Origin of the sequence: Nonomuraea basaltis (assembly GCF_005893125.1) — a bacterium.
Taxonomy (GTDB): Bacteria; Actinomycetota; Actinomycetes; order Streptosporangiales; family Streptosporangiaceae; genus Nonomuraea; species Nonomuraea basaltis.
In genome coordinates, this window is the sequence record NZ_VCJS01000067.1 from 35,649 (window position 1) to 59,909 (window position 24,261).

20 protein-coding genes and 2 pseudogenes are annotated in these 24,261 nt (G+C 69.4%); 10 read left to right on the forward strand and 12 right to left on the reverse strand.

Annotation, left to right across the window (positions count from 1 at the left end):
* Positions 1 to 4: 4 nt before the first annotated feature.
* Positions 5 to 1,327, reverse strand: a complete 1,323-nt coding sequence (locus tag EJK15_RS29205) for an ABC transporter substrate-binding protein (protein WP_138713684.1) — start codon at positions 1,325 to 1,327, stop codon at positions 5 to 7.
* A 212-nt stretch (positions 1,328 to 1,539) separates the two neighbouring features.
* Here EJK15_RS29205 and EJK15_RS29210 point away from each other — a divergent pair, with 212 nt between their 5' ends.
* Together EJK15_RS29210 and EJK15_RS29215 are read left to right on the forward strand one after the other, a co-directional pair.
* Positions 1,540 to 2,580, forward strand: coding sequence for a LacI family DNA-binding transcriptional regulator (locus tag EJK15_RS29210; RefSeq protein WP_138713685.1), 1,041 nt, complete (start codon positions 1,540 to 1,542; stop codon positions 2,578 to 2,580).
* A 397-nt stretch (positions 2,581 to 2,977) separates the two neighbouring features.
* Entirely contained in the window at positions 2,978 to 3,235 is a 258-nt protein-coding gene (locus tag EJK15_RS29215; protein WP_138713686.1) for an SET domain-containing protein, read from the forward strand.
* Positions 3,236 to 3,307: 72 nt separating this feature from the next.
* Here the strand turns inward: EJK15_RS29215 and EJK15_RS29220 are convergent, their stop codons facing one another.
* The gene (locus tag EJK15_RS29220; RefSeq protein WP_138713687.1) at positions 3,308 to 3,784 is read right to left on the reverse strand and encodes an SRPBCC family protein; all 477 of its coding nucleotides are present in this window, start codon (positions 3,782 to 3,784) and stop codon (positions 3,308 to 3,310) included.
* 641 nt (positions 3,785 to 4,425) lie between these two features.
* Between EJK15_RS29220 and EJK15_RS29225 the strand changes: the two genes are divergently transcribed.
* Positions 4,426 to 5,115 (forward strand): DUF899 domain-containing protein, encoded by a 690-nt coding sequence (locus tag EJK15_RS29225; RefSeq protein WP_138713688.1) that lies wholly within the window; start codon positions 4,426 to 4,428, stop codon positions 5,113 to 5,115.
* 81 nt (positions 5,116 to 5,196) lie between these two features.
* On the opposite strand, the gene EJK15_RS29230 is transcribed toward EJK15_RS29225, so the two are convergent.
* The gene (locus EJK15_RS29230; protein ID WP_138713689.1) at positions 5,197 to 5,616 is read right to left on the reverse strand and encodes a group I truncated hemoglobin; all 420 of its coding nucleotides are present in this window, start codon (positions 5,614 to 5,616) and stop codon (positions 5,197 to 5,199) included.
* A gap of 497 nt (positions 5,617 to 6,113) precedes the next feature.
* On the opposite strand from EJK15_RS29230, the gene EJK15_RS29235 reads away from it, so the two are divergent.
* The 4 genes and pseudogenes from EJK15_RS29235 to EJK15_RS74875 all read left to right on the forward strand — a co-directional run.
* A complete protein-coding gene (locus EJK15_RS29235) occupies positions 6,114 to 7,310 on the forward strand; it encodes a cytochrome P450 (protein WP_138713690.1) in 1,197 nt (398 codons plus the stop codon).
* A gap of 44 nt (positions 7,311 to 7,354) precedes the next feature.
* Complete coding sequence (locus EJK15_RS29240) at positions 7,355 to 7,981, forward strand: TetR/AcrR family transcriptional regulator (RefSeq protein WP_171074597.1); 627 nt, start codon at positions 7,355 to 7,357, stop codon at positions 7,979 to 7,981.
* 424 nt (positions 7,982 to 8,405) lie between these two features.
* Positions 8,406 to 8,573 (forward strand): annotated as a pseudogene (locus tag EJK15_RS29250) (SbtR family transcriptional regulator); the annotation flags it as partial.
* Between the two features lie 436 nt (positions 8,574 to 9,009).
* Positions 9,010 to 9,912, forward strand: a pseudogene (locus EJK15_RS74875) (BTAD domain-containing putative transcriptional regulator); the annotation flags it as partial.
* A gap of 2,010 nt (positions 9,913 to 11,922) precedes the next feature.
* On the opposite strand, the gene EJK15_RS74880 reads toward EJK15_RS74875, so the two are convergent.
* The 3 genes from EJK15_RS74880 to EJK15_RS29270 form a co-directional block, all read right to left on the reverse strand.
* Positions 11,923 to 12,759, reverse strand: coding sequence for an ABC transporter permease (locus EJK15_RS74880; RefSeq protein WP_138713692.1), 837 nt, complete (start codon positions 12,757 to 12,759; stop codon positions 11,923 to 11,925).
* Positions 12,756 to 13,781, reverse strand: a complete 1,026-nt coding sequence (locus EJK15_RS29265) for an ATP-binding cassette domain-containing protein (protein ID WP_138713693.1) — start codon at positions 13,779 to 13,781, stop codon at positions 12,756 to 12,758. Before EJK15_RS29265 ends, EJK15_RS74880 begins: the two co-directional genes overlap by 4 nt.
* 98 nt (positions 13,782 to 13,879) lie before the next feature.
* Complete coding sequence (locus tag EJK15_RS29270; RefSeq protein ID WP_138713694.1) at positions 13,880 to 14,827, reverse strand: helix-turn-helix domain-containing protein; 948 nt, start codon at positions 14,825 to 14,827, stop codon at positions 13,880 to 13,882.
* 101 nt (positions 14,828 to 14,928) lie between these two features.
* Between EJK15_RS29270 and EJK15_RS29275 the strand changes: the two genes are divergently transcribed.
* Positions 14,929 to 15,972 (forward strand): saccharopine dehydrogenase family protein, encoded by a 1,044-nt coding sequence (locus EJK15_RS29275; RefSeq protein WP_138713695.1) that lies wholly within the window; start codon positions 14,929 to 14,931, stop codon positions 15,970 to 15,972.
* Between the two features lie 268 nt (positions 15,973 to 16,240).
* On the opposite strand, the gene EJK15_RS29280 is transcribed toward EJK15_RS29275, so the two are convergent.
* Genes EJK15_RS29280 through EJK15_RS29300 form a run of 5 tightly spaced genes read right to left on the reverse strand, consistent with a single transcriptional unit; the run spans position 16,241 to position 20,917 of the window.
* Complete coding sequence (locus EJK15_RS29280) at positions 16,241 to 17,281, reverse strand: vWA domain-containing protein (RefSeq protein ID WP_138713696.1); 1,041 nt, start codon at positions 17,279 to 17,281, stop codon at positions 16,241 to 16,243.
* Positions 17,282 to 18,211: a VWA domain-containing protein gene (locus EJK15_RS29285; protein ID WP_240777281.1), complete on the reverse strand. Its 930-nt coding sequence runs from the start codon at positions 18,209 to 18,211 to the stop codon at positions 17,282 to 17,284.
* Positions 18,212 to 18,228: 17 nt separating this feature from the next.
* Positions 18,229 to 19,113 (reverse strand): DUF58 domain-containing protein, encoded by an 885-nt coding sequence (locus EJK15_RS29290; RefSeq protein WP_138713698.1) that lies wholly within the window; start codon positions 19,111 to 19,113, stop codon positions 18,229 to 18,231.
* 3 nt (positions 19,114 to 19,116) lie between these two features.
* Entirely contained in the window at positions 19,117 to 20,106 is a 990-nt protein-coding gene (locus EJK15_RS29295) for an AAA family ATPase (protein ID WP_138713699.1), read from the reverse strand.
* Positions 20,107 to 20,131: 25 nt separating this feature from the next.
* Entirely contained in the window at positions 20,132 to 20,917 is a 786-nt protein-coding gene (locus tag EJK15_RS29300) for a S1C family serine protease (RefSeq protein WP_138713700.1), read from the reverse strand.
* Between the two features lie 491 nt (positions 20,918 to 21,408).
* Between EJK15_RS29300 and EJK15_RS29305 the strand changes: the two genes are divergently transcribed.
* Positions 21,409 to 22,833: a serine hydrolase domain-containing protein gene (locus EJK15_RS29305; RefSeq protein ID WP_138713701.1), complete on the forward strand. Its 1,425-nt coding sequence runs from the start codon at positions 21,409 to 21,411 to the stop codon at positions 22,831 to 22,833.
* 42 nt (positions 22,834 to 22,875) lie between these two features.
* On the forward strand, positions 22,876 to 23,595 hold the full coding sequence (locus EJK15_RS29310; RefSeq protein WP_171074598.1) for a MerR family transcriptional regulator: 720 nt from the start codon (positions 22,876 to 22,878) through the stop codon (positions 23,593 to 23,595).
* Positions 23,596 to 23,634: 39 nt separating this feature from the next.
* Here EJK15_RS29310 and EJK15_RS29315 read toward each other — a convergent pair whose 3' ends face one another.
* Positions 23,635 to 23,961, reverse strand: a complete 327-nt coding sequence (locus tag EJK15_RS29315; RefSeq protein WP_138713703.1) for a hypothetical protein — start codon at positions 23,959 to 23,961, stop codon at positions 23,635 to 23,637.
* Positions 23,962 to 24,261 lie beyond the last annotated feature (300 nt).

Genomic DNA, 24,261 nt, shown 5'->3' on the forward strand with positions numbered 1-24,261 from the left:
TCCCCTAGCTCGCCGGCCAGCTGTCATCAATTCCCTTGAGCGCCTGGTCGAGGCTCTGCTGGCCGCTGATCCACCCCGTCATGCCCTTCCAGAAGGTGCCGGAGCCGACGGCTCCCGGCATCGCGTCCGAGCCGTCGAAGGCCAGCGAGGTCGACCCGTAGGCGATCTTCGCGATGTCCTGGATCGTCTTGGAGGGATAGTTGGCGACATCGAAGTCCTTGCGGGGCGACAGCCACGCGCCGGTCTTGGCCCCGGCCGCGCCGAAGTCCTTGCTGCTCATGTACTGCAGGATCTTCTTGGCGGACTCGTTGTCCTTGCTGAACAGGCCGGCCAGGTCGCCGCCGCCCTCTACGGGGTTCTCGCCGCCGGCGGTGGCGGGCGGGAAGCCGAAGATGCCGACGCGGTTGTCGATGTCGGCCAGCACGTCGTCGGGGAAGAAGCCCTTGGCGGCGACGAAGTTGCCCATCTTGTACATGAAGCAGCCGGGCGGGTTGCGGAACATCGGGTTGCCGGCCGTGCCGAAGTTGTTGCTGGAGATGGACTTGCGCCCGCCCAAGACGTTGCCTTCGGTGAAGGCGATCTTCTCGAAGGTGCCGGCGGCCTGGCGGACGAGCGGCGAATCGAACTTGATCTTGCGGTTGACCCAGTCGTCGTACTTGGCGGGGCCGCCGTACTTCAGCACCAGCTCCTCCATCCAGTCGGTCGCGGGCCAGCCGGTGGCGGGCCCCGACTCGATGCCCAGGCACCACGGGGTCTTGCCCTCGGCGCGGATCTTGTCGGTGAGCGCGAGCAGCTCGGGGATGGACTTCGGAGCGGTGTATCCGGCGGACTCGAAGGCCTGCTTGGGGTAGAAGACCAGGCTCTTGACGTTCATGCTCATCATGAGCCCGTAGAGCTTGCCGTCCTTGCTGCCGGCCTCCAGCGTCCCCGGCGTCATGCTGCTCTTCAGCGCCGGCATGTCGAGGACGTCGTCGAGCGGGGCGAGCCGGTTCTTGGCCGCAAGGTCCCTCATGATCCCGGGCTGCGGGAACAGCGCGATGTCGGGCAGGTTTCCGCCCTGCACCCGGGTGACGATGAGCTGGTTGAAGTTGTCCGAGGGCGACCACTTGATCGTGATGCCCTGCTCTTTGGCGTACGGCTCCAGCGACGCCTTCACCGCGTTCAGGCCGTCCCCCGTCATTCCCGTCATGATCTCGACGGTCTTACTGGTGTTCCCGGTTCCGGCTTCACCGGTCGTCGTCGAGCCTCCGTCGTTCAGGCAGCCGGTGGCCAGCAGCGCGACCGCGGTGAGCGGCGTGAGCTTGGTGAACAGGTTGGACCGTCGCATCTGTGTGACTCCCTTGAAATGGCGCGCGGGGTCGTAGGCGACCCCGGCGTTCCCCGGTGGCGGGGGCGGCCGGGGCCGATCCACCGATGAGGAATTGACGCGAGTCAAACATAGGTATGATTCACGGAAAGGTTGAACTGGTCAGCCGGTAACATTTCCGTAACATGTGGTAATCGATCGTTCCTGTCCCCGACCCTCAGGACACTTCACGCATGGTCACCAGAGCTGACGTCGCCCGCCTCGCCGGCGTCTCGACCGGCACCGTCTCGCATGTGCTCACCGGGGCGCGCTCGATCCGCCCGGAGACCCGCCGCAAGGTGCTCGACGCCATGGAGCAGCTCGGCTACATCCCCAACGCGATGGCCAGCGCCCTGGCCGGAGGCCAGAGCCGGATCATCGCGATCGTCTTCCCGTCCCAGCCGCGCACGATCGTCGGCTCGGATCTGGAATACGTCCTCGCCGCGGCCGAAGCCGCACGCAAACGGGGCTTCCACGTGGTGCTCTGGACCTCGGGCGCCGATGACCTCAACGAGCTGCGCCAGCTGGCCCGGGCGGGGCTGGTCCAGGGCTTCCTGCTGATGCAGGTGGCGCTCTCGGACGAGCGGGTGAGCTTCCTTAAGGAGGCCGGCATCCCCGTCGGCCTCATCGGGCGGACCAGCGAGCCCGGCGACCTCCCCTACGCCGACGCCGACTTCGGGCAGATCGCCCAGATGGTGGTCAAGCACCTGGCGAGCCTGGGACACCGGACGATCGGCATGCTCAACGCCTCACGCGAGGACGGCACGCGAGGGATCGGCGCGGCGGTGCGCTTCGCCGATGCCGTCCAGCGATCCTGCGCCGACCTCGACCTCGACTGCACCATCGTGGCCAGCGAGCACACCGTCCGCGCGGGACGGGAAGCGTTGCGGCAGCTCCTGGACACCGCACCGGAGACCACGGCCGTCATCGGCTACAACTGGGAGGCCACCCTCGGCGCGATGCACGAGGCGCGCGCCCTCGACCGGCCGATCCCCGAACGCCTTTCGCTCGTCCTGTGCTCCAACGGCGAACCGGAGTCGACCGACCCCGAACTGACATCAGCGACCCCGCCCGCAACCGAGATCGCGAGTGCCGCAGTTGAAGCATTCATCGACCACCTAGCCGCTCCCGACGCCCCACCGGCACAGCGGCTGCTGCCGGCACTCCTCATCGAACGGCAGAGCACGGCTCCCGCCTTCCGCCCGAACGGCCGAGTACGTGCTAAGGGGCGATAGCAGGCGCGCTCCCGGGCCTGGCGAGTGCCGTGCACCGCGACTCGCAGACCAGGGGGTTCGCGCCGCCGGCCAAGCGCTGAGAGAGCATGATTGGGCTCTGTCGCTTCACACCGCCTAGCGATCTTTGGTCGCTAGGGCACTTGGAGATCATCCTGAGCCTGAAGGGCTACCGCTTCCTGGGGACGTACGGCGAAATCATCGCCCCGGCACCCCTGTGAAATGGACCACCCAGCTGGAGGACATGGTCGTCGACAACCCAGGCGAGCGACCGTAACGCCACTTACGCAAGGTTTTCGGCAGCCGCGCTGTTGGCCGGGTTCGGGCTGCTCGCTCCCCCGCTGAAGCCCGCGACCACGCCATCCCTGGGCTGGGGCTGGGCGGTATCTCCCCCGACGGGGTGCTGGGCCACCTGTTCGCCCCCGACGCCACTGTGCGCCTGATCGGCCGGCACCTCGGGCGCCAGATCACTTACCAGCAGGTCACCGGTGAGGAGCTGAACCTGAACGAGGACGTCTCGCGTGCCTTCACCGCCCAACGCGGTCTGTGGCGCGCCGACATCCCTGCCCTGCGCCACTGCCACCCCGACCTGCTTGACTTCCCCACTTGGCTGAATCGAGGCGGCGCCGACGCCATCGCCGCGCTCCTCGAGGGCTGACCCAAAGCCCCGTGTCGGCGTACTCCTTCCTGCGCGGCCACCGCTAATCCCGAGCCGACGACAACGGGGTTGTCACCGCATGGCGGTTTCGGTCGTCTCCCTGATGTGCGCGTTACGCAGCAAGATTAGCTTGGTCATGTAACGCCGCAGGACAAGAGCCTCTGCGACGGTGCCCAATGGGCCAGCGGGCGCGACGAAGTCGACGATGTCTTTCATAAGGGTCGCTTCGATGCCGCTGTCGCCGTCGTGTGTCGATTCGAAGGTATGCGCGTGGCGCCAATACCGAAAGGGGCCGCTTACTTGTTCGTCGACGAAGTACGAGGGCCGGATGTAGGCGCTGATCGTCGAGGTCAGGTGCCAAATGAAGCCGAAGTGCCGTGCTCGCCACGTGACTTGATCGCCCAGGGAGAGTTGTCCGGAAGTGACCCCTGCGACTGCTTGCTCGCGCGAGCCGTGCATAGAGGAGGCGTGCAGCTCGACCGACAAGGATGCATCGAAGACGACCGCCGGCGGCGCGAGAACCAAGGTGGCCACCTCAAAGCGGGACATGCGCGGATCTTAACTGTCGCGTGAAAGGGCGTCGCCATGCGGGTGCGGCACTCTGTTGATCGGTTCGGGCCCGCATGTCGAGCTGTAAGTCTGAGGTGTCGTCAGCTGGCGGCGGCTTCGGTTCCGACGACGGCGAGTCGGTTCTTGAGCCGGTAGCTGGGTCCGTTGATCGCGATGACTTCGCAGAGGGCGCCGAGGCGTGCGGCGACTCGGCTGCGGAGCAGTTCGTATTCTGCTAGGGGCGGGCCACAGCCGCACGCCTCCGCCAATGAAGCGCCCATCCGCCGGCTAGGGCGCTCAGTCACAGGACGTGAGTGAGCACTCCAGTTGGCGTGTTCGCACTCTTTTGAGGGTGCCAGCACTCCCCCAGACCCGACCGGCCGACGGAACCAGTACCGCCATAGCGGCCCGTGGCAGCTCGAGATCGCCGAGCCACCGGTATTAGGGCGTTTCGTTTGGATCATGCGCCGGCCTGGCGGCTGACATGCGCTCGGTGCACGGCGAACGCGTTTCGGGGGCGGCTGTGTGCGCTCTCGTTCCGTGGCTTTCCCGAACGGATTGGCCGGCCACCGATGAATTCGACGACCGGGCCAGGTCTACCTCTGCACACTGCAAACTGCGCACATGATCAGTGAGGGACCATGAGCACAAATGCACTACCGCCCGTCGTCGACGCCGGCACCTGGCAGCGTCAGCTCGAAGCACTGCGTGCCCGGGAGAAGGCCGCGACCCGGGAGCTCGACGCCATCGCCGCCCAGCGCCGCCGCCTGCCCATGGTGAGGATGCCGGACTACACCCTCGAGGGCGAGGACGGACCGGTTCGGCTGGCGGACGTCTTCGAAGGCAGGAGGCAGCTGATCGTCTACAACCACATGTGGTTCCCGGGCAAGGAGTGGCAGTGCCCGGGCTGCACGGGGTTCACCTCGCAGTTCACCCGGCTGGAGTTCCTGGACAACTACGATGCCCGGTTCGTCATCGTCACCCAGGGCCCGATCGACGAGGCACTCGCCTACAAGCGGCGGGTCGGGAACAAGATGGCCTGGTATTCCACCGCGAACAGCCCATTTGGCACCGACGTCGGCGCACCGGCCGGCGGAGGCTTCGCCGTCAACGTGTTCCTGCGCGATGGCGACACCGTGTATCGCACCTGGCACACCAACGGCCGGGGCACCGAGCAGCTCAGCCACACCTTCCCGCTGATCGACCTGCTGCCGTACGGGCGGCAGGAGGAGTGGCAGGACTCGCCCGACGGCTGGCCACAGTCGCCCACCTACAGCCGGTGGGCCACCGCCAAGGACATCGCCGCGCTCTACGGCCCGGATACCGCCTAGGGACTTTCGTTCGGCTCATCGAGCGGACCAGAGGAAGATGCCCGCGATGTGGAGTTCGGCCAGACCGGCTCCTGCGTTTCTCTACGGGTTCGGCGGGCCCGCTCCAGGCGCAGGCACCATGACGATGGCGTCCCTGGTGCCCTCGACGATGGCGACGATCTCGCTCTTCTCCGCGGGCGGCACCTGATACTTCGCCAACGACTGGTGCAGGTCATCCATGAAGGACTCCCACTCGTCCTCGGCGATGGCCAGGTGGCGGTGGGAATCCCCCATGGTCCGCCCCGAGTACTGTTGCGGGCCGCCCGCTGCCGCGCAGATCATCTCCGTGACGAGAAACTTGAAGCCCGCCGGGGAGACACGATGGTGTGCCTCCTCCACGGCGGGATTCTTGTTCAGCCGCGGATCGCTCATGACCCGGTCGATCAAGTCGTCGACGACCGTGGCGATGTTGTAGACGCCTCCGAGCCGGTCGTACAGCGACGGACCCTGGTCAGGCTGCATGGGCCCTCCCGTTGCGTTCGCGATGAAGATTCGTCCGCTCTGGGCTGGACGGCCACCGGACTTTTTGGTCTTGCTGTCCGATTTCGGCCGAGCCTAACGGGCCATGGCAACAGTTGACCGGTGCCATGTAGGACACACAAGGGGACGGCACGTACATCGGCTGAACTGGCCACCGCCAGCGGTGTCGACATGCCCATGTGGGTCGGCTCGCACGACGCATCAGCGACGCGGCGGGTAAAGGCCGAGTGACCGAACCGCACCCTCGCACAAGAAGGGATCGGTGGGTGCCTCACATCGGCTCATGAAGACGCACAGCGCGAGGGCCTCAGCACTAGGGCAGATCATCCTGCAACGCCGCCGCCGAGTCCGAGACTGTTCATCGGCCGCGCGGTGAACACCCGGTTGCGTCAGTGCGCGGCGGGCTAAGTGATGGATTACTGTCACTTGTAGCGCGCAAGGCAAGTCTGTTCCGAGGCCCATCTTCTTCAGGAGATGACATGAGCGATTCTGTGACATTGCCCCTGCACATGCGGCGCACCGCCTTCGACCCGGTCCCCGAGCTCGCGTCGGTGCGCGAGGGGGAAGGCGTGCATCGGACGTCTACCCCGTTCGGGATGGACGCCTGGCTCGTGACCCGCTACGCCGACGTCCGGCAGGTGCTCAGCGACCACCAACGCTTCAGCAACGCCCTGCCCCTGCAATTTCACCCGCCGGGCGCGCCGGAGATGACCGACGAGCAGATCAAGGCGATGCGGGCGGGCAACCTGCTCGGCTTCGACCCGCCCGAGCACACGCGGCTGCGCCGGATGCTGACGCCCGAATTCACCATGCGCCGGATGCGCCGCCTGGAACCGCGCATCCACGACATCGTCGCCGACCACCTCGACGCCATGGAGCGCACCGGCTCGCCGGTCGACCTGGTCACGGCCTTCGCCCTGCCGATCCCCTCCCTGGTGATCTGCGAGCTGCTCGGAGTGCCGTACGAGGACCGGGACGACTTCCAGCGGCGCACCGGCACGCTGCTGGACCTTTCGCTGCCCGTCGAGGAGCGGATGGCGGCGCAGATGGAGTCGCGCGCCTACATGGCGGGTCTGGTCACCCGTGCCCAGGCCGAGCCGGGCGAGGACATGCTCGGCATGCTCGTGCGCGAGCACGGCGACGACCTGTCCGCCGACGAGCTCGCCGGCATCGCCAGCCTGCTGCTGCTGGCCGGCCACGAGACCACCTCGAACATGCTCGGGCTCGGCACCCTGGCGCTGCTGCGCCACCCCGACCAGCTGGAACTGCTCAGCAAGGAGCCCGAGCGGATCAACGCCACGGTGGAGGAGCTGCTGCGCTGGCTCAGCATCGTGCACTCCGGCGTGGTCAAGTTCACCACCACCGAGGTCGAGCTGGCAGGTACGCGCATCCCGGCCGGCGCGCTGGTCATGTGCGCCCTGGCTGCCGCCAACCGCGACCCCGCGTTCATCTCCGAGCCCGATCGCCTCGACATCACCCGCGGCGACCTCGGCCACGTCGCCTTGGGCCACGGCGTGCACCACTGCCTGGGCGCCCCGCTGGCCAGGATGGAGATGCGCATCGCCTTCCCCGCCCTGTTCGAGCGCTTCCCCGGCCTGCGCGAGACCGGCACCCCGGCCGAGTTCCGCTCCTTCCACTTCGTGTACGGCCTGACCACCTTCGAGGTCGCCTGGTAGATCTGCATTCCTTCCGCTCCGCGTGGCTTGCTAGCGTTCAGCCTGTGCACGAGCAGCGACAGCGAGCCGACGCGCTGCGTAACGCCGACAAGATCGTCAGAGCGGCGATCGCGATCCTGCGCGAGCACGGCCCCGAGGCCTCCCTCGAGGAGATCGCCCGCCTCGCGGGGACCGGAAGCGCCACGATCTACCGGCGGTTCGGCGACCGCGACGGGGTGATCCGGGCCGCCTTCCAGACGTACTTCGCCGAAGAGGTCGAACCCCTCGTGCTGGCGGCGCATGACGCCCCCGACGCCGGGCAAGCGCTCACCGAGGCGCTGACCGCCACGGTCGCCACCCTGGCCGCCCATCAAGGGCTCCTGAAGGCGGCCAAGGAGTCGGGGGCGTTCACCGTCGACATCACCGCGCGGTTCATGGGGCCGCTCGGCGCCGTGCTGGCCAGGGCCCAGCGGCACGGCCAAGTGCGGACCGACCTGATCGTCCGCGACCTGGCCGCGATCGTCGTCATGGTGCTGGCCACCGCGCACCCCGATGACTCCGCCCACAACGACCCCCGGCGCTACCTGGCCCTGCTGCTGTCCAGCCTGCGGCCATCGGCCGACGACTTGCCCGCCCCCTCGCACATCCACCTGATCCCGGACGCGGACACCAGCCACCACCCCAGGCGGTAAAGGGACCGGCCATGCCGGAGCGGCGTGCTCGACATCGTGCTCAGCGTGGTTCTCATGCCTGTCTTGCCGATCACGTGGCCACACGGCGGTCGAGCAGGCCAGGTAGATGTTGGTGGTGGCCTCAATGCTGGATCAGGCCGCCGACTGGGACGGGAGCAACGTGGCCGGTTGCCGGAACGGTCTGCGCCAGGGCGAGGCCGATGTCGACCAGCGATGACCGGCGCAGGCAAGCGACATCGGCGATCGGAGTCCAAACTCATCCGCACCTCCCCTGACGCACCAGCACTTCGTGCCGCTGAAGCTTCGCCGGCACGAACTTACTGATCATCAACATTGGATGGAAACTGGAGGGCGTGGAAGGTCGTTACGCTCCTCGACCTGGGCCGGATAAGGACGTCGACACCCTTGTCGTCTCCAGTATCGCGCGCACGAAGCCGGCGCGGTGCGCCCCGACCTCACCGTCGACGAGGTAATGGCACTGGTCGCCGGCGCCTTCGCCGCGATCCGCCACGCCGGCGCAGAAACCAGCCGCAAGCGCTCCGCGCACATCGCCCAGCTCATCCTCGACGGGCTACGACCCCAGCCCCGGTAAGCAACGCACACTCCCAAATACCGAAGGATCCACGATCCTGCGGACGACAACCGTCATTCGCAAACGCCACGATCAAGGCCGGGCACCACTGACCTACAAAGTCGCCCGACGACGTGGTTGCGTGGCGGGATCCCGCCCCCTTGTTCACCGTGTCGCGGAAGGCCTTCGCTCCCCAATTGCGACTCGTCCGTAAGCTGAAGGTGTGTCCCCCCCACTGGTCCTGCTCGACGACGTCCGCTGGCGGGGCGTGCGCGTGGTCGGCGATCGCGCGCAAACCCTGCTGGCCGTACTCGCCATGCACGGGCGCGCAGGGGTCAGTGTCGAGCGCCTGGTCGATGAGCTGTGGCCCGACGAGGCGCCGGCCAACCCGACGAAGGCGCTGCAGGTGGTGATCTCGCGGACCAGGGCGGCGACCTGCGCCGACGTCGCGGTGAGGATGCCGCATGGTTACCGGCTCGGACTGCCCGCTGGTCAGGTGGACGTGCTGCTGCTCGGCGCGCTGGTGGAGCAGGCGCGGGCCGCACTGGGCGAGGACGACATGGCGCTCGCGCGTCGCCGCGCCGAGGAGGCCATGGGTCTCGTGGCCGGCGGCTTGGACGGTGCCACGGGCCCTCTCGCTGAGCTGAGGGGCGTCGCAGCAGGGTGGGTGGCTGAGGCGCGACGGGTGGCGGCTATCGCGCGGAGCCGCAGCGGCGCTCACGAGGGCGCGCTGCCGCTGTTGGAGGAGGCCGCGGCCGATCGGCCACACGACGAGGAGCTGCTCGCCTGCCTGCTGCGCAGCGAGGCCGCCGTACGAGGTGCCGCCGCCGCTCTGGAGCGTTACGAGCGGTATCGCGCGGGCCTGGTCGCGCGGCTCGGCACTGGACCAGGGCCTGAGCTCGCCCGCGTGTACGCCGAACTCCTCGTCGCCGATCGGCCGGTACGTGAGGGCATCCTGTTCGACGGTTCCTCGCTGCTCGGCCGCGACGGCGACATCCGTGCGGTGCACGCCCTGTTGCAGACCAACCGGGTGGTCTCCATCATCGGCCCTGGCGGACTGGGCAAGACGCGGCTGGCCCATGTCGTCGGCAGGAACGCCACTCAGCCCATCGCTCACTTCGTCGAGCTCGTCGGCGTCTCCTCGCCGGAGGGCGTGGTGGGCGAGGTGGGCTCGGCGCTCGGGGTTCGGGACTCGATCAGTGGGCGTCGTGCCCTGACCGCTGAGCAGCGCTCCGACGTACGCACCCGGATCGCCCAGCATCTCGACCAGGCTCCGGCGCTGCTGATCCTGGACAACTGCGAGCACGTGATCGAGGCCGTCGCCGACCTGGTGGCGTTCCTGACCGTGACGACCCGCGACCTGCGCGTGCTCATCACCTCGCGCGCCCCCTTGTCGATCCCCGCCGAACGCGTCTACCTGCTCGGCGAGCTGCCCACGGGCGACGCGGTGGAGTTGTTCCGCCAGCGCGCCACGGCCGCCCGCCCGGGTGTGCGGATCGACGAGGGAGTGGTCGAGGAGGTTGTCGCCCGCCTCGACGGGCTGCCGCTCGCGATCGAGCTGGCCGCGGCCAGGGTGCGGGTGATGTCGGTGGAGGAGATCGCGCGGCGCCTGGCGGACCGGTTCGCCCTGCTGCGCGGAGGGAACCGTACGGCCCCCGACCGGCACAAGACGCTGCTCGCGGTCATCGACTGGTCGTGGAATCTGCTGGAGGAGCCAGAACGGCAGGCGTTGCGGTGGTTGTCTCTGTTCGGCGACGGTTTCACGCTGGCCACGGCCGAGCACGTACTCGGCCCGGACACCCTGCACGTCATAGACGCGCTGACCGAGCAGTCGATGCTGAGCGTCCGCGAGACGACGTACGGCCTGCGCTACCGGATGCTGGAGACCGTCAGGGAGTTCGGGCGGATGCGGCTGAACGAGGCCGGCGAGGAGGCGCCCGCCCGGACGGCGCAGCGGGCCTGGGCGACGGCGTACACCCTCGAACACGCCTCCCGGCTGTTCGGCCCAGCGCAGTTCGCGGCGGCCGACGCGTTGGACGCCGAGGAGAGCAATCTCGCCGAACTGCTCCGGCAGGCTCTCGGCGACGCCGATCCCGTCACGACGGTCCAGTTGCTGGCCGGCGTCGGCGCATTGTGGTCGATCCGTGGCGACCACTCCCGGGTGTTCGTTCACCGGGACGCGATCAACCAGGCGATCACCGGCTGGGTTCCGCCGCCGTACCTCGTCGAGGTGACCAGGGCCGCCATGCTCATCATGCTCATGAACATCATGATCATCACCGACCACCGCGACGATCCGCTGCGCGACCTCCTCCGCACGCTGCCCACCAGTGACACCACGGATCCCCGCCTGGCGGCGATGGCCACGGTGCTGATCGCGTGCGACGCTGCCGACGACGCCGACGTGCGCCACCGGCTGGCGGAGTTGTCCCGGAGCGCCGACCGTGACGTGGCCTTGGCGGCGACGCAGACGAACGTCCACGTCTTGGAGAACGCGGGAGCCGTGACCGAGGCGATCGAGGCCGCCGAGCGAACTCTGACGATGCTCCGCGAGGACGAGGGGCCGTGGGTCGCCGCGATCATGCACGCCACGCTGGCCAACCTGGTCATGCAGCTCGGCGACCGCAGGCGGGCGGTCGGACACGCGCGGACCGCCATCCCGGTCCTGAGCCGGCTCGGCGCCACCGATGACGAGACCCAGCTCCGCGCGGTGCTGCTGATCTCCGCGCTCGCCGACGGCGACCTCGACACCGCGGAGGCCGAGCTCGCCGAGATCGCCCGGATCAACGACAACGAGGCAGTGCTCGGCGGGGTGGCGATCGTCTCGTTGTGCGCGGCCGAGCTCGCCCTCGCCCGCGGCGAGACGGCCGCCGCGCTCGCGGAATACCGCCTGGCCGTCCAGCGGGCGCGCGACCTGCGCGTGCCCGGGGTGCCGCGCGCGGAGCTCATGCCGTGGACGATCATCGCGGAGTCGGTCACCCTGACGGCGTACGCGTACCACGCCCCGCCGGAAGACGCCCGGTACGGCGAGGAGCTGTTCTCCACCGTCCGGGGCTGCGACCTGCTGGCCGCGGAAAACCTCGACTACCCGCTGTGCGGCTCGATGCTCTTCGCGCTCGGCGCCTGGGGGCTGCTGCGGGGAGCAATGGCTCCCCGCGACGCGATCGGGTTGCTGGTGCTGGCCGAGCGGTTCGCGTACAACAGCAGCATGCCCTGCATGACCTTCGAGCGGATCGAACCGTACGCGGAGCGGGCCGAGCCGGGGCTGATCGCAGCTGTGCGGGCCGAGTACGGCGATCGACGCGGCCCTGACCTGCTCGACGAGGCGCGCGGTCTCGTTGAGCAGGTCTCCGGCCGTGACGGGCGGAGGTCACATGTGCCGCTTGTAACTGCGTACCGACAGTGGCGCGAAGATCGCGATGACGATCAGGCACGCCAGGAGCGTCCAGGCCACCTCTCCGCTGACGAGGGCGCTGTTGGCGAGGTCGCGGGCGGCCGTGACCAGGTGTGAGACCGGGTTGATCCGTACGAACGCGGCCAGCCAGCCGGGCAGGGTCTCGACGGGGACGAACGCGTTCGACAGGAACGTCAGCGGGAACAAGATCATCATGGAGATGCCCTGGACGGCCTGGGCGCTCCTGGCGATCGTGCCGACCCAGGTGAAGACCCACGCCAGCGACCAGCCCGTGATGATCGCCAGCAGGATCGCGGCGAGCACGCCGCCCGCTCCGCCGCCCGGGCGGTAGCCCATCAGCAGGCCCATGGCGAAGGTCAGAGTGGCCGCGATCGTGTAGCGCAGCAGGTCGGCCACCATTGGGCCGGCGAGCGGCGCGATCCGGGCGATCGGCAGCGACTTGAACCGGTCGAAGACGCCCTTCTCCAGGTCCTCGCGGAGTTGCGTGCCCGTGGCCATGCACGTCGTCAGCACGGTCTGGGCGAGGATGCCGGGGATCATCAGGGGGAGGTAGCTCTGTACGTCGCCTGCGATGGCGCCGCCGAAGACGAAGGCGAACATCGCGGTGAACAGGATGGGCTGCAGCGCCACGTCGAAGAACTGCTCCGGGTTGCGGCGCATCTTCTTGACCGCCCGCCACGCCATCGTCAGGGTCTGGCCGAGCGTCTCTCTCATGGAGACGCGCCGCCGGGCGGCCGCCACGCGATCGGCGGCCCGGACCGCCTCGCGGGCGGGTGCGATCATGGTGCTCATCGGTTCTCCTCCGTGCCGGTCTTGTCGTCCCCGTCCGTCTCGTGGCCGGTGAGGGCGAGGAACACCTCGTCCAGGCTGGGCTTGGCCACGCTGACCGAAGAGATCGACACCCCGGCGGTGCGCAGCGCGATCAGTACGTCCGCGGCCAGGTCGGCCTGGTCGAGGGCGACGTTGAGGCGGCCCTGCTCCGGGCCGAGAACCGGGTCGGAGCCGAGGACGCGCCGCACGACCCCCACGGCGGTGGGCACCTCGCCCGGCTCGGCGAGCAGCAACTGGAGGGCGGAGTTGCCGACCGCGGTCTTCAACTCGTCGGGGGTGCCCTCGGCGACCTTGCGGCCGTGGTCGATGACGGCGACGCGATCGGCGAGCTGATCGGCCTCGTCCAGATATTGCGTGGTCAGCAGCACTGTGCAGCCATCGGCGACCAGACCGCGGATGGTGTCCCACATCTGGCCGCGCGTGCGCGGATCGAGACCGGTGGTCGGCTCGTCGAGGAAGATCAGCGGTGGCCTGGTGATCAGGCTGGCCGCCAGGTCGAGGCGCCGGCGCATGCCACCGGAGAACTGCGCGATCGGTCTGTCGGCAGCCTCCTCCAGGCCGAACTGGCCCAGCAATTCGACGGCGATGCGCCGGGCGCGCGATGCGGCGATGCCCTGCAGGCGACTGAAGAGCCAGAGGTTCTCGCGGGCAGTCAGGTTCTCGTCGACCGACGCGTACTGTCCGGTGACGCCGACCAGCTGGCGAATCATGTGCGGGTTGGCGGCCACGTCGACCCCGAAGATCTCGGCACGACCGGCGTCGATCTTCAACAGCGTGGCCAGCATCCGTAGCGTGGTGGTCTTGCCGGCGCCGTTCGGGCCGAGGACGCCGAAGACCTCACCGGGACGTACATCCAGGTCGATCCCATCGACGGCACGGTGCCCGCCGAACGTCTTCACCAGCCCTTCCGCACGTACGGCCAGATCTGTGGCTCCGTCGGAGGCGGGGCCGCCCCCGGTGCGTCCGAGTTTTGCGATGCTCATGGCTTCACTCTCGGCGGCGCCGGTTTCACGGCACCCTCAGCCGGTTTCACCGGTTGCCGGGAGCGACGCTTGTGACAGCAGTGGCGAGGACCACAGCCTCACGCCCGGAACGTGCGGCGGTAGGCATCCGGCGGTACGCCGATCGTGCGGTGGAAGTGGCGGCGCAGTGTCGTCGCCGTGCCCATGCCCGCGGACGAGGCGATCGTGTCGACGCTGTCGTCCGTGGTCTCCAGCAGCTCCTGCGCGCGGCGGATCCGCTGCGTCAGCAGCCACTGCAGCGGGGTGGTGCCGGTTACCGAGCGGAAGTGGCGGGCCAGGTGGCGCGAGCTCATGTTCGCCTGACGGGCCAGGTCCTCAACGGTGAGCGGCTGGTCCAGCCGCCTCATCACCCAGGGGAGCAGCTCAGCCAGGGCATGGCCGTCCTGGGCGGGCACCGGTGTGGTGACGAACTGGGCCTGGCCACCGGCCCGGTGGGGCGGCACGACCAGGCGGCGGGCGACCACGTTGGCGATCGCCGAGCCGTGGTCGCGCCGGACCAGATGCAGGCACAGGTCCATCGCTGCGGCCTTGCCCGCAGACGTGAGCACGCTGCCGTTGTCGACGTAGAGCACGTCCGGGTCGACCTTCACCCGGGGATAGCGCGCGGCCAGTTCCTCGGTGTGGGCCCAGTGCGTGGTCGCGCGCAGCCCGTCCAGCAGGCCGGCGGCGGCGAGCACGAACGCGCCCGTGCACAGGGAGACCACCCGCGCGCCTGACTCGTGGGCCGCGCGCACCGCCTCGACCAGGTCGGCCGGCGGGTCCTCGTCAACGTCCGCCAAGGCGGGAACGATCACGGTGTCGGCGTGCGCCAGCCGGTCGAGCCCGCAGTCCGGCTCCATGAGGAACCGGCCGACCCGGACGGCGTGCGTGCCGCACACCCTGACGTCGTACCAGGGACTTGGCACGGCGTCCGGGGCGGAGCCGAAGACCTCGTAGGCCAGGGCCAGCTCGAAGTGCAGCATCCCGTCGGTAGCGGCGACCGCGACGGAGCGTGGGAAAGAGCTCATGTCCGGAATTGTACGGGTCGTGTCGTTCCGGACACTGGGCGCCGATGGGCAACGGGGACAGGATTCACGCAGTGAAGCACTTCGAGCACGAGGGAGCAGGCATGGGATCGGGTCAGAACGTGGCGGTGTTCGGCGCCTACGGGCACACCGGGCGGTTCGTGGTCGCGGAGTTGCGCGAGCGCGGATACGTCCCGTTGCTTCTCGGCCGCGACCAGGACAAGCTGCTGGCGCTGGTGGAGGCCCACCCCGGGCTGGAGGCGCGGCAGGCGTCGGTCGACGATCCGGCCTCGCTCGACCGCGCGCTGAACGGCGCGGCCGCCGTGATCAACTGCGCCGGGCCCTTTGCCACGACCGCCGCCCCGCTGGTCGAGGCGGCGCTGCGCGCCGGCATCCCGTATGTCGACGTGGCGGCCGAGATCGAGGCGAACCTTGACACGTTCGCGCACTTCGCGGAGCGCGCCCGCGCCGCGGGCACCGTGGTGGTCCCGGCGATGGCCTTCTACGGCGGCCTCGGCGACCTGTTGGTCACCACCGCGATGGGCGACTGGACGGCGGCGGACGAGGCGCACATCGCCTATGGCCTGAGCAGTTGGCACCCCACTGCCGGAACGCTCGCTGCGGGCGCGGTCTCGGGGCAGCGACGGGGTGGCCGCCGTGTCCGCTACACCGGCGGACGGCTGGAGTACCACGACGACGCTCTGCCGACCCTGGAGTGGCCCTTCCCGGCTCCGCTCGGCCTCCAGAGCGTCATCGCAGAGTTCACCATGGCCGACGTCGTCACCGTTCCCAGCCACCTGGCCGTCCCGGAGGTGCGCACCTACATGACCGCCAAGGCGGCCGCAGACCTGTCCGCTCCTGACGCCTCGGCACCGACCGCCGTCGACGAGCGCGGCCGCTCCGCGCAGACCTTCGTCATCGACGTCCTCGTCCGCTCCGGCGGCACGGAACGCCGCGTGGTCGCCGCCGGTCAGGACATCTACGCCATCAGTGCGCCGCTCGCGGTGGAGGCCGTCGACCGCATCCTCACCGGCCGGACCAGGACGACCGGCGTCGCCTCCGCGGGCGCGGTCTTCGACGCCCCGGACTTCCTCCGCGCCCTGTCCTCGCATCTGTCGCTGCACGTCCCGCTCGGCACACGCGGCTGACCGGCGACCCGTGCCGGGATCCAGACCGTGGCCCGTGCGGTCGATGAGCAGGCCGACCACCCGTGCGGGGCGGCCGTCCACGCCGAGGAGCTGCTTGCGCCTCGTCCGCAGGGCCGGTGCCGAGGAGATCGGCTGCTGAGCGCTGTGTGCCCGCCGGCCTCCTGGGGCCGAGGCCGACGTGTCCTGTCGTGTGGTCCAGGCCCCACCAGCGGACGTGGACGGCCGCGAACCGGCGGTGACCGCCGAGGCGTTCCGGCCACAGGTACCGTCAGCGGGCCGGGGTCCGGGGGCGGTTCCACCAGAGGGAGAGGGACAGGGCCGCGGTAATGAGGATGGCGCCGCCTGCGGCGAAGGCGGCGGCTGTGTCGACCCGCTGGCGGATGACGGTGAAGCTGCCGGGGAGGGCGTTGAGGGCGCTTTGGAGCTGGTCGGCGTTCTCAGCGCGGTGGTAGGAGCCGCCGGTGGTCTGGGCTATCTGTTTGAGTGCCGGCTCGTCGATGGTGCGGGGGTTGCGGCCGCTGTCGAATCTGCCGCGGCCACCCCAGCCGCCGAAGCCGCCGTCGAACTGTGAGTTGTCGCACACCATCGGAGCCGGGTTCGTGGTGCCGAAGCCGATGGGGAAGACGCGGACGCGGCGCAGGGCTGCCTCCTGGGCGGCGGTCTGGGGGTCGACGCCCTGAGTGTTGGCGCCGTCGGTGAGCACGATGATCGCGGCACCGGCGTAGCCTTCGCCGCCGCCGGGGTTCGCCCCGGTGGGGGCGACCGAGGGGTCGACCTCCGCGATCGCGTCGATCGAGGTGAGCATGGCCTGCCCGATCGCGGTGCCGCGGGACACGGTGAGGTTGTCCAGCGCCTCGATCAGCGAGTCGGTGTCGTCGGTGGGAGGGACGAGCAGACCCGCGGTGCCCGCGAAGGTGACCAAGCCGATGCGCGGCCCACCCCGCTGCGACTCGATGAACTCCGCGGCGGCCTTCTTCGCGGCGGTGATGCGGTTGGGGTCGACGTCCGTGGAGCACATGGAGCCGGAGGTGTCGAGCGCGAGCAGGATCGTCGCCGACGTCTGCGGCACCGGCACCGACGCCTGCGGTCGCGCGGCCCCGACCGCGAGCAGCGCGAGCCCGGCTATGAGCAGTGCCGCGGGGATCTTCCGCGTCCAGCGCGTACCGCCCGGCAGGGCGCTCCGTACGAGCGCGATCGAGGTGACGCGCACGGTGGCCCGCCGGCGGCGGCGCCGCGCCCACTCGCGGATGGCGAAGATCAGCGGGATGATCAGGACCGACAGCAGCGCCCACGGCCATGAGAACGACATTCAGATCACCCGTCCAGACCGGAGCACGGTGAGCGCCGCTCCTGCGGTGAGCAGTGCGAGGGCGAGCCCGATCAGCCCGCCGGCGAGGGGCAGCGGCTCGTCGGAGACGGTGAGCCGCAGATCGATCGTGTCGGCGATCCCGTCGAGCCGCGCGGCGTCGGAGGCGGGGTGGTAGGCGCCGCCGGTGGTCTGCGCGATCACGGTGAGGGTGTCCTCCTCGAGCGAGGTCTGCAGGTGGTAGCCGTCGACCTTCACCGTCGCCCCGGCCGTGGTGCCGACCCCGACGGTGTGGATGTGGACGCCCGCCTGCTGGGCCACGGTGGCGGCCTGTTCGACGTCCCCGCTCGTGTTCTGGCCGTCGGAGAACATCACGATCGTCGCCGACGGCCAGTAGCCGATGTCGGGCGCGGCGCCGTCGTCGCCGACGGCCACCGGCTTGCCGGTGATCGCCGTCAGCGAGGCCATGATGGCCGCCCCCAGCGAGGTGCCACCGGTGATCTTCAGCCGGTCGATGGCCGCGAGCGCGATGGAGTGGTCGGCGTCGGGCCGTGCGGTGGTGAACCCGCCCCGCCCGAACGCGACGACTCCGATGTCGACGCTGTCGGGCTGCGCCGCCACGAACGCACGGGCCGCCCGCTGCGCGGCCGCCATCCGGGTGGGCGCGACGTCGTCGGCACCCATGCTGTTGGAGACGTCGATGGCGAGGATGACGGTGCCCCCGGTCCGCGGGACCGGCACCATGGCCGCCGGTCCGGCGGTGGCGATCGCGAGTACCCCGACGCCGGCGATCGTCAGGCCGATTCCGAGGTACGCCCGGCGTCCGCCCGGCACGGCGACACCGGCCGCGGCGAGCGCGGCCGTCCGGCGGCGCGCCGAGACGACGGCCGCCCAGGTGAGCGCCGCTGTGACGAGCAGTCCAACAATTAACACCAGCGGGGACGACAGGGTCATGCCGACCGGTCCCGGGTTCGGGCGACGACCTCGACGAGCGCCTCGGCCAGATCGCGGTCGGTGTCGATGCGGTGGACGGGCACCCCGGCCCGGCGCATGCCCGCCGCGAGCCGGGCGTCGCGGGCGTCGACAGCGGCGCGGAAGCGTACCCGCAACAGGGGGTCGGCGGAGTCGACGACGAGCTGCTCGCCGGTCTCGGCGTCCTCGACCACGATCAGCCCGGCTTCGGGCAGCACATCGTCGGCGGTGTCCACGATCCGCAGGGCGACCACCTCGTGCCGCCGGGCCAGGCGCTGAAGCGAGCGTTCCCAGTCGCCGTCGCCGATGAAGTCCGACAGCACGACGACGAGTGCGCGGCGGCGCGCGAGCCGTCCGGCTGCATCGAGCATCTCCGCCAGGTCGGTGGTGACGCCGCCCCGCGCCTCGGCGGTACGTTCCAGCTCGGCGCCGATCCGCAGCGCGTGCCGCCGGGAGGTGCCGGGCGGCACGACGCGCAGCATCCCGCTGTCGAACAGCAGGGCGCCGACGCGGTTGCCGCCCCGGCCGAACAGCCGAGTCAGGACGAGCGCGAGCTCGGCGAGCACGTCGTGCTTGCCGCGCCCCGGCCGACCGGCCGCCATCGACGCCGACCGGTCGCACACGAGCCACACCGTCAGCTCGCGTTCCTCGGTGAACACTCGCAGGTGCGGCTCGTCCAGCCGTGCGGTCACGTTCCAGTCGATGTGCCGGGCGTCATCGCCGTCGCTGTAGGCGCGCAACCCGGTGAAGTCGATCCCGGAGCCGCGGTGCGCGGTGCGGTGCATGCCCTGGAGCCGGCCGTCGAGCCTGCGGACGACCTTCCACTCCAGGCGGAGCAGGAGTCTCTCGGGGGCGGTGGCCATGGCTCAGCGATTCTGCAGGACGACGTCGGGCGCCCGGACGGCCCCGAGCACCCTGGTGATGATCGTGTCGGCGTCGACGTCGTCCGCGAGGGCCTCGTAGGACAGCACGAGGCGGTGGCGCAGCACGTCGAGCGCGAGCTCGGACAGGTCGCGCGGCAGGACGTAGTCGCGGCCGCGCAGGAACGCCACCGCCCGGGCGCCCGTGACGAGCGCGATGGACGCCCGCGGGCTCGCCCCGTAGGTGACGTACCGTTCCAGCTCGCCGAGCCCTGCCGTCGCGGGGGAACGCGTCACGGCGACCAGCCGTACCGCGTAGTCGACGATCGCCGGATCGACGTACACCTTCTGAGCGCGGGCCCGCATCGCGATCAGGTCCTCGGCCGTCACCATCGGCTGTGGCGGCTCGGGCGGACGCAGCGCTCGTTCGACGATCGCTTGCTCTTCGGCCTGCGTCGGATAGTCGACGACCACCTTCATCATGAAACGGTCGACCTGCGCTTCGGGCAGCGGGTAGGTGCCCTCCGACTCGATCGGGTTCTCCGTCGCCATGACCAGGAACGGCTCGGGCACCCGGAACGTCTCACGTCCGATCGTCACCTGATGTTCCTGCATCACTTCCAGCAGAGCGCTCTGCACCTTGGCGGGGGCGCGGTTGATCTCGTCGGCCAGCAGCAGGTTCGCGAACACCGGGCCGAGCTCGGTTTTGAACTCCCCGGAGTGCTGGTGGTAGACCCGCGTGCCCACGAGGTCGGCGGGCACCAGGTCGGGGGTGAACTGGACGCGCTGGAAACTCCCGGCGATCGCGGCGGCCAGCGATCTCACCGCGAGCGTCTTGGCCAGGCCCGGCACGCCCTCGACGAGCAGGTGGCCGTCGGCGATCAGCGCGACGGCCATGCGCTCCAGCAGGACGTCCTGCCCGACGATCGTGCGTTTGACCTCGAACAGCACATGTTCGAGCGGATGGGCCGACTCGGGGGACTTGGTCGAGGTCATGGTGTTCCTTCTCGTGAGGCTTCCATCAGATCGCGAGCCCGTCGCCCGGCGGGCCGTCGCCTTCGCCGCCGCCCAGAGCCACGCCGATCGGCACCGCGAACGCGATGCCGGCGAACGCCTCGTCGCCTCCCGGGTCGGCGATCGAGACGACGATCCCGATGACCAGGCCGCGAGCGTCCAGGAGGGGACCGCCGGAGCTGCCCGGGTTGACGGAGGCGTCGAACTGGATGAGCTCGCTCAGGTCGCCGTCTTCGGCGGTCCGGTTCAGGCCCGACACGACGCCGGTGGAGACGCTGTAGGTCAGGCCCAGCGGATTGCCGATCGCCACGACGGGCGCGCCCACGGCCACGGCGCCGCCGAGCGTCGCCGGGACGACGATCTCCGGCAGCTCCGTGGGCTTGAGGGTCGCGACGTCGCGCTTGGGATTCGACGACACGACAACGGCCTTCGTCTTGGTGCCGTCGGCGAACGTCAGGTTGACGTCCTTCGTGCCTTTGACGACGTGGTGCGCGGTCAGAATCGTCCCGTCATCGGCCGCGATCACCCCGGTTCCGAGCGACTTCCCGGCCTGGATGACCACCACCGACGGCCCGACCCTCTTGTAGACGTCGGCCACCGTGAGCGTCGCACTGGGCGTCGCGCTCGGCCTCGGCGCGGCCCCTTCGCCGTTCCCACCGCTGCTTCCCAGCCAGTACGCCAGCAGCGCCACGACGACAAGTGCGCCGCCCCCGACGACAAACCGCCGAGCCCTCCTCCCGGCCACGGCTCCCTGAGCCTCGGCCGCACCAGCCTCCTGCGGCACGCGCTCCATCGCCCCATAGTCATCAATCTCAGGAAAAAGTGCTACGAAGCCCGCCTAAGAACTCCATGAGAACCGGTCCCCGCAGCCCAACGCGCGCGCTGCACGGAGACGCGGATCCTTGCCGTTGCGAGGGACGTGTGAGCTTTCCTGCCCACCATGATGGACACGCCAGTTTGGGTGTCCACGCGGGGTCGCGACCTGCGAAGCCGAGTGCGCGGTCCTCGGTCACGCCATCCAGCAGGCGCACCACCTCGCGGGCAGCGGGGGCGAACGCCACGCACGGCAATCCGGAGATCGAGCGCTCGCCCAGCGGCATTATGGGGCGTTTCCGTCACCTTTGGGTGCGGACGCGACGAGGTCACTGATTACGCTGGTGCCCTGCGGCGGCCTTACCGAATGTCTCCAGACCCAACAGTCGCATTGACGACCGAAGGAGCTCACCGATTTTCTTTGTTCCGGGCTTGACCTTGCCCCAGGGGCAGGGTTCGACGATCAATGGCATGAACAACAACGCACTGCACACCGTCGAAGCCCAGATTCGCGAGCAGGCCGCCGCCTATTGCGAGTCCAACAACGTCCCCGGGTTCGTCGCCGGCGTCTACCACGCCGGCGAGCAGATCGTCGTCGCCCACGGCACCGCGAACGTCGCCACCGGCGCACCGATGCTCGAAGACACCGGATTCCTCTTCGGCTCAGTCACCAAGGTCCTGACCACCACGCTGGTCCTGCAGCAGGTCGACCGTGGACTGCTGGACCTCGACACGCCGGTGGTGAAGTACCTTCCCGAATTCGCCCTGACCGCACCGGGCGCGGCGGACAGGATCCTGGTCCGGCACCTCCTCTCACACACCAACGGCATCGACGCGGACCTGTTCTTCCCCGATGCCAAGGGCCGCGACGCCCTGAAGACCTACGTCAACGGCCTCGCGAGCCGCTGCGGCACCTTGTTCGAACCCGGCGAGCAGCTCAGCTACTCCAACGGCGGCATGATCGTCGCCGGCCGCCTGCTGGAAGTGGTGACCGGCATGCCCTTCCCCGACCTGCTCGAGCGCGATATCTACGCACCCGCCGGCATGAAGGACTCCAGCACCTCAGCCGAGCAGGCCATCCTGCGCAGCACGGCCGTCGGCCACTTCCTGGACCCCGAGACCATGGCGGCCAAGCCCACAGGCATGTTCATGCTGCCCGACACCTGGGGGCCGGCCGGCGGCACGCCGATCGGCACCATCGCCGACCTGCTCGCCTTCGGACGCACCCACCTCGCGGGCGGTGTCTCCCCATCCGGCACACGCGTCCTGTCGGCCGAGTCGACCGCGCTGATGCAGCAGGTCTCGCACGACATGGCGAGCCCGAACGTCCCGCCGATGGGCCTGGGCTGGGTGCGGTACCCGTTCGGCGACACGACCGTCCTCGCCATGTCGGGCGCGTCGCCCGGCGGCGTGTCCATCCTGTGCGTCGTACCCGAACACGACCTGGTCTTCACCGCCTTCGGCAACACCCCGGGGGCGATCATGCTGCAGGACCAGATCCTGCAGCGGCTCCTGAGCGAGCATCTCGGCGTCCAGATCCCCACCCTGGTCACCGAAGAGGAGCAGGACGTCGACCTCACCCCATACGTGGGCACCTACCGCTCCAACCAGCTCCGCATCGACGTCAGCATCGTCGAAGGTCAGCTCGAGGAGCGGACGACCTACGAACCGGCGGACGAATCGCAGAAGCAGATCTTCACCGAGTTCGCAGGCGGCACGACCTCCGCCCCGCCGCAGCGCTACGTGCCGATCCGGCCCGGCCTGTTCGCGCCTGCCGGATACCCGCTGGAGACGTTCGACGGATACCTGCGGCTGCTGCTCGTCTCCTACCACGACGTCCGCGACGGCCAAGCGCGCTTCCGCAACGGCGGCGGCCGCCTGACCCGACGGGCCTGACCGTTCCGAATGACCTGACCGCCGGGTGGAAGGATGTCCAGCATGATCACGATCGGCCAGCTCGCGGACTACGCCGGAGTGACCATCAAAGCCATCCGCCATTATCACGAGCGCGGTCTGCTCGCCGAGCCCGACCGCGACTCGTCCGGCTACCGGCGCTACACCGCCAAAGACGCCATCGACCTCGTCAAGATCAGGACCCTGGCCAACGCGGGCGTGCCACTGGCCCGCATCAAAGACCTTCTTGACGCCGACCCGGACGCGCTCACGGCAGCCATCGCCGAGATCGACCACAACCTCCAAGATCGCATCGCGCAGCTGCGGCAGACCCGCGATCAACTCGCCCAGCTGCGCGGCGACGACCGGCTTTTCGTGTCCCCGGAAGTCGCCGACTTTCTCGACGATTTGCGCGAACTCGGCGTCAGCGAGCGCCAGATGCACCTGGAACGCGACGGCTGGATCCTCATGCAAACAGCCTCACCCGAGGACGCGTCCCTGTGGATCGCAGAAAAACGCGAACTCATGACCGATCCCGAGTTCCGCGCCCTCTACCTCGAACATGACGCCGCCTACGACTGGTCGCCGGATGATCCCCGCCTCCCCGCCCTCGCGAACCGTACCCGGAACTGGTACACCCATCACCACAGCCGATCCGAGACCCGCCCCGTCCACAACCCGACCATCGCGCGGTTGGCCGCGCAATCCCAGCCCGGAGCCTCATCCCCCGCCTGGGACCGCCTCGCCCTACTCGTGAAGGGCTAGCCTCGACTTTGAGTGCTGCTCGCTCCATCTGTCATTCGCTCACGTGACTGTGGCGGGCTGGGCGGACAGGAGGGTCTGTATCCAGCCGTCGGCGTCGACGGTGCCCTGGCCGGTCAGGTCGTCGTTTCGGCCGTCGCAGGGGTTGATGTCGAGGTAGTGGCGCATGGAGTTGTCGCGGTGGTGGCCGTAGTAGACACCCCCGCCAGGCGACAGCAGGTGGTCGAATATCTGCCAGGTGGAGTCGCGTAGCTGGTAGCGCTTCCAGGAGCCGGCACCGCTGATGTTGTAGGAGATGAGCTGCCCTTCGGCCGTGGTGCCGAGGATCCAGTCGGGTCCGGTGGCGGTGAGGGTTTTGAGAGCGTTCACCGCTGGAAGCCGTACCTCGTGCACAGCCGGATCAGTGTGCGCACCAACCGCGAGCGGAAAGTGCAGCGCAGGGTGCACAGGTTCAACGATGCCGGGATTGACGGGTTGGATGACCAGCACCCGAGGCCGGTCGTTAACGGCGCATCACCGAGGCGGAGCGTTCTGCGCTGATTAGTTCCCCTGTCCCTGCCGGGACGCCGCTCAGGCGGGAAAATGGGTGCGGGTTGCCCGCCGACGTCGGTTCTTCTATGGCGCGGGTGAGGCCGTTGATTAGTTTGATCGCTGGGAGCTGCTTCAGGG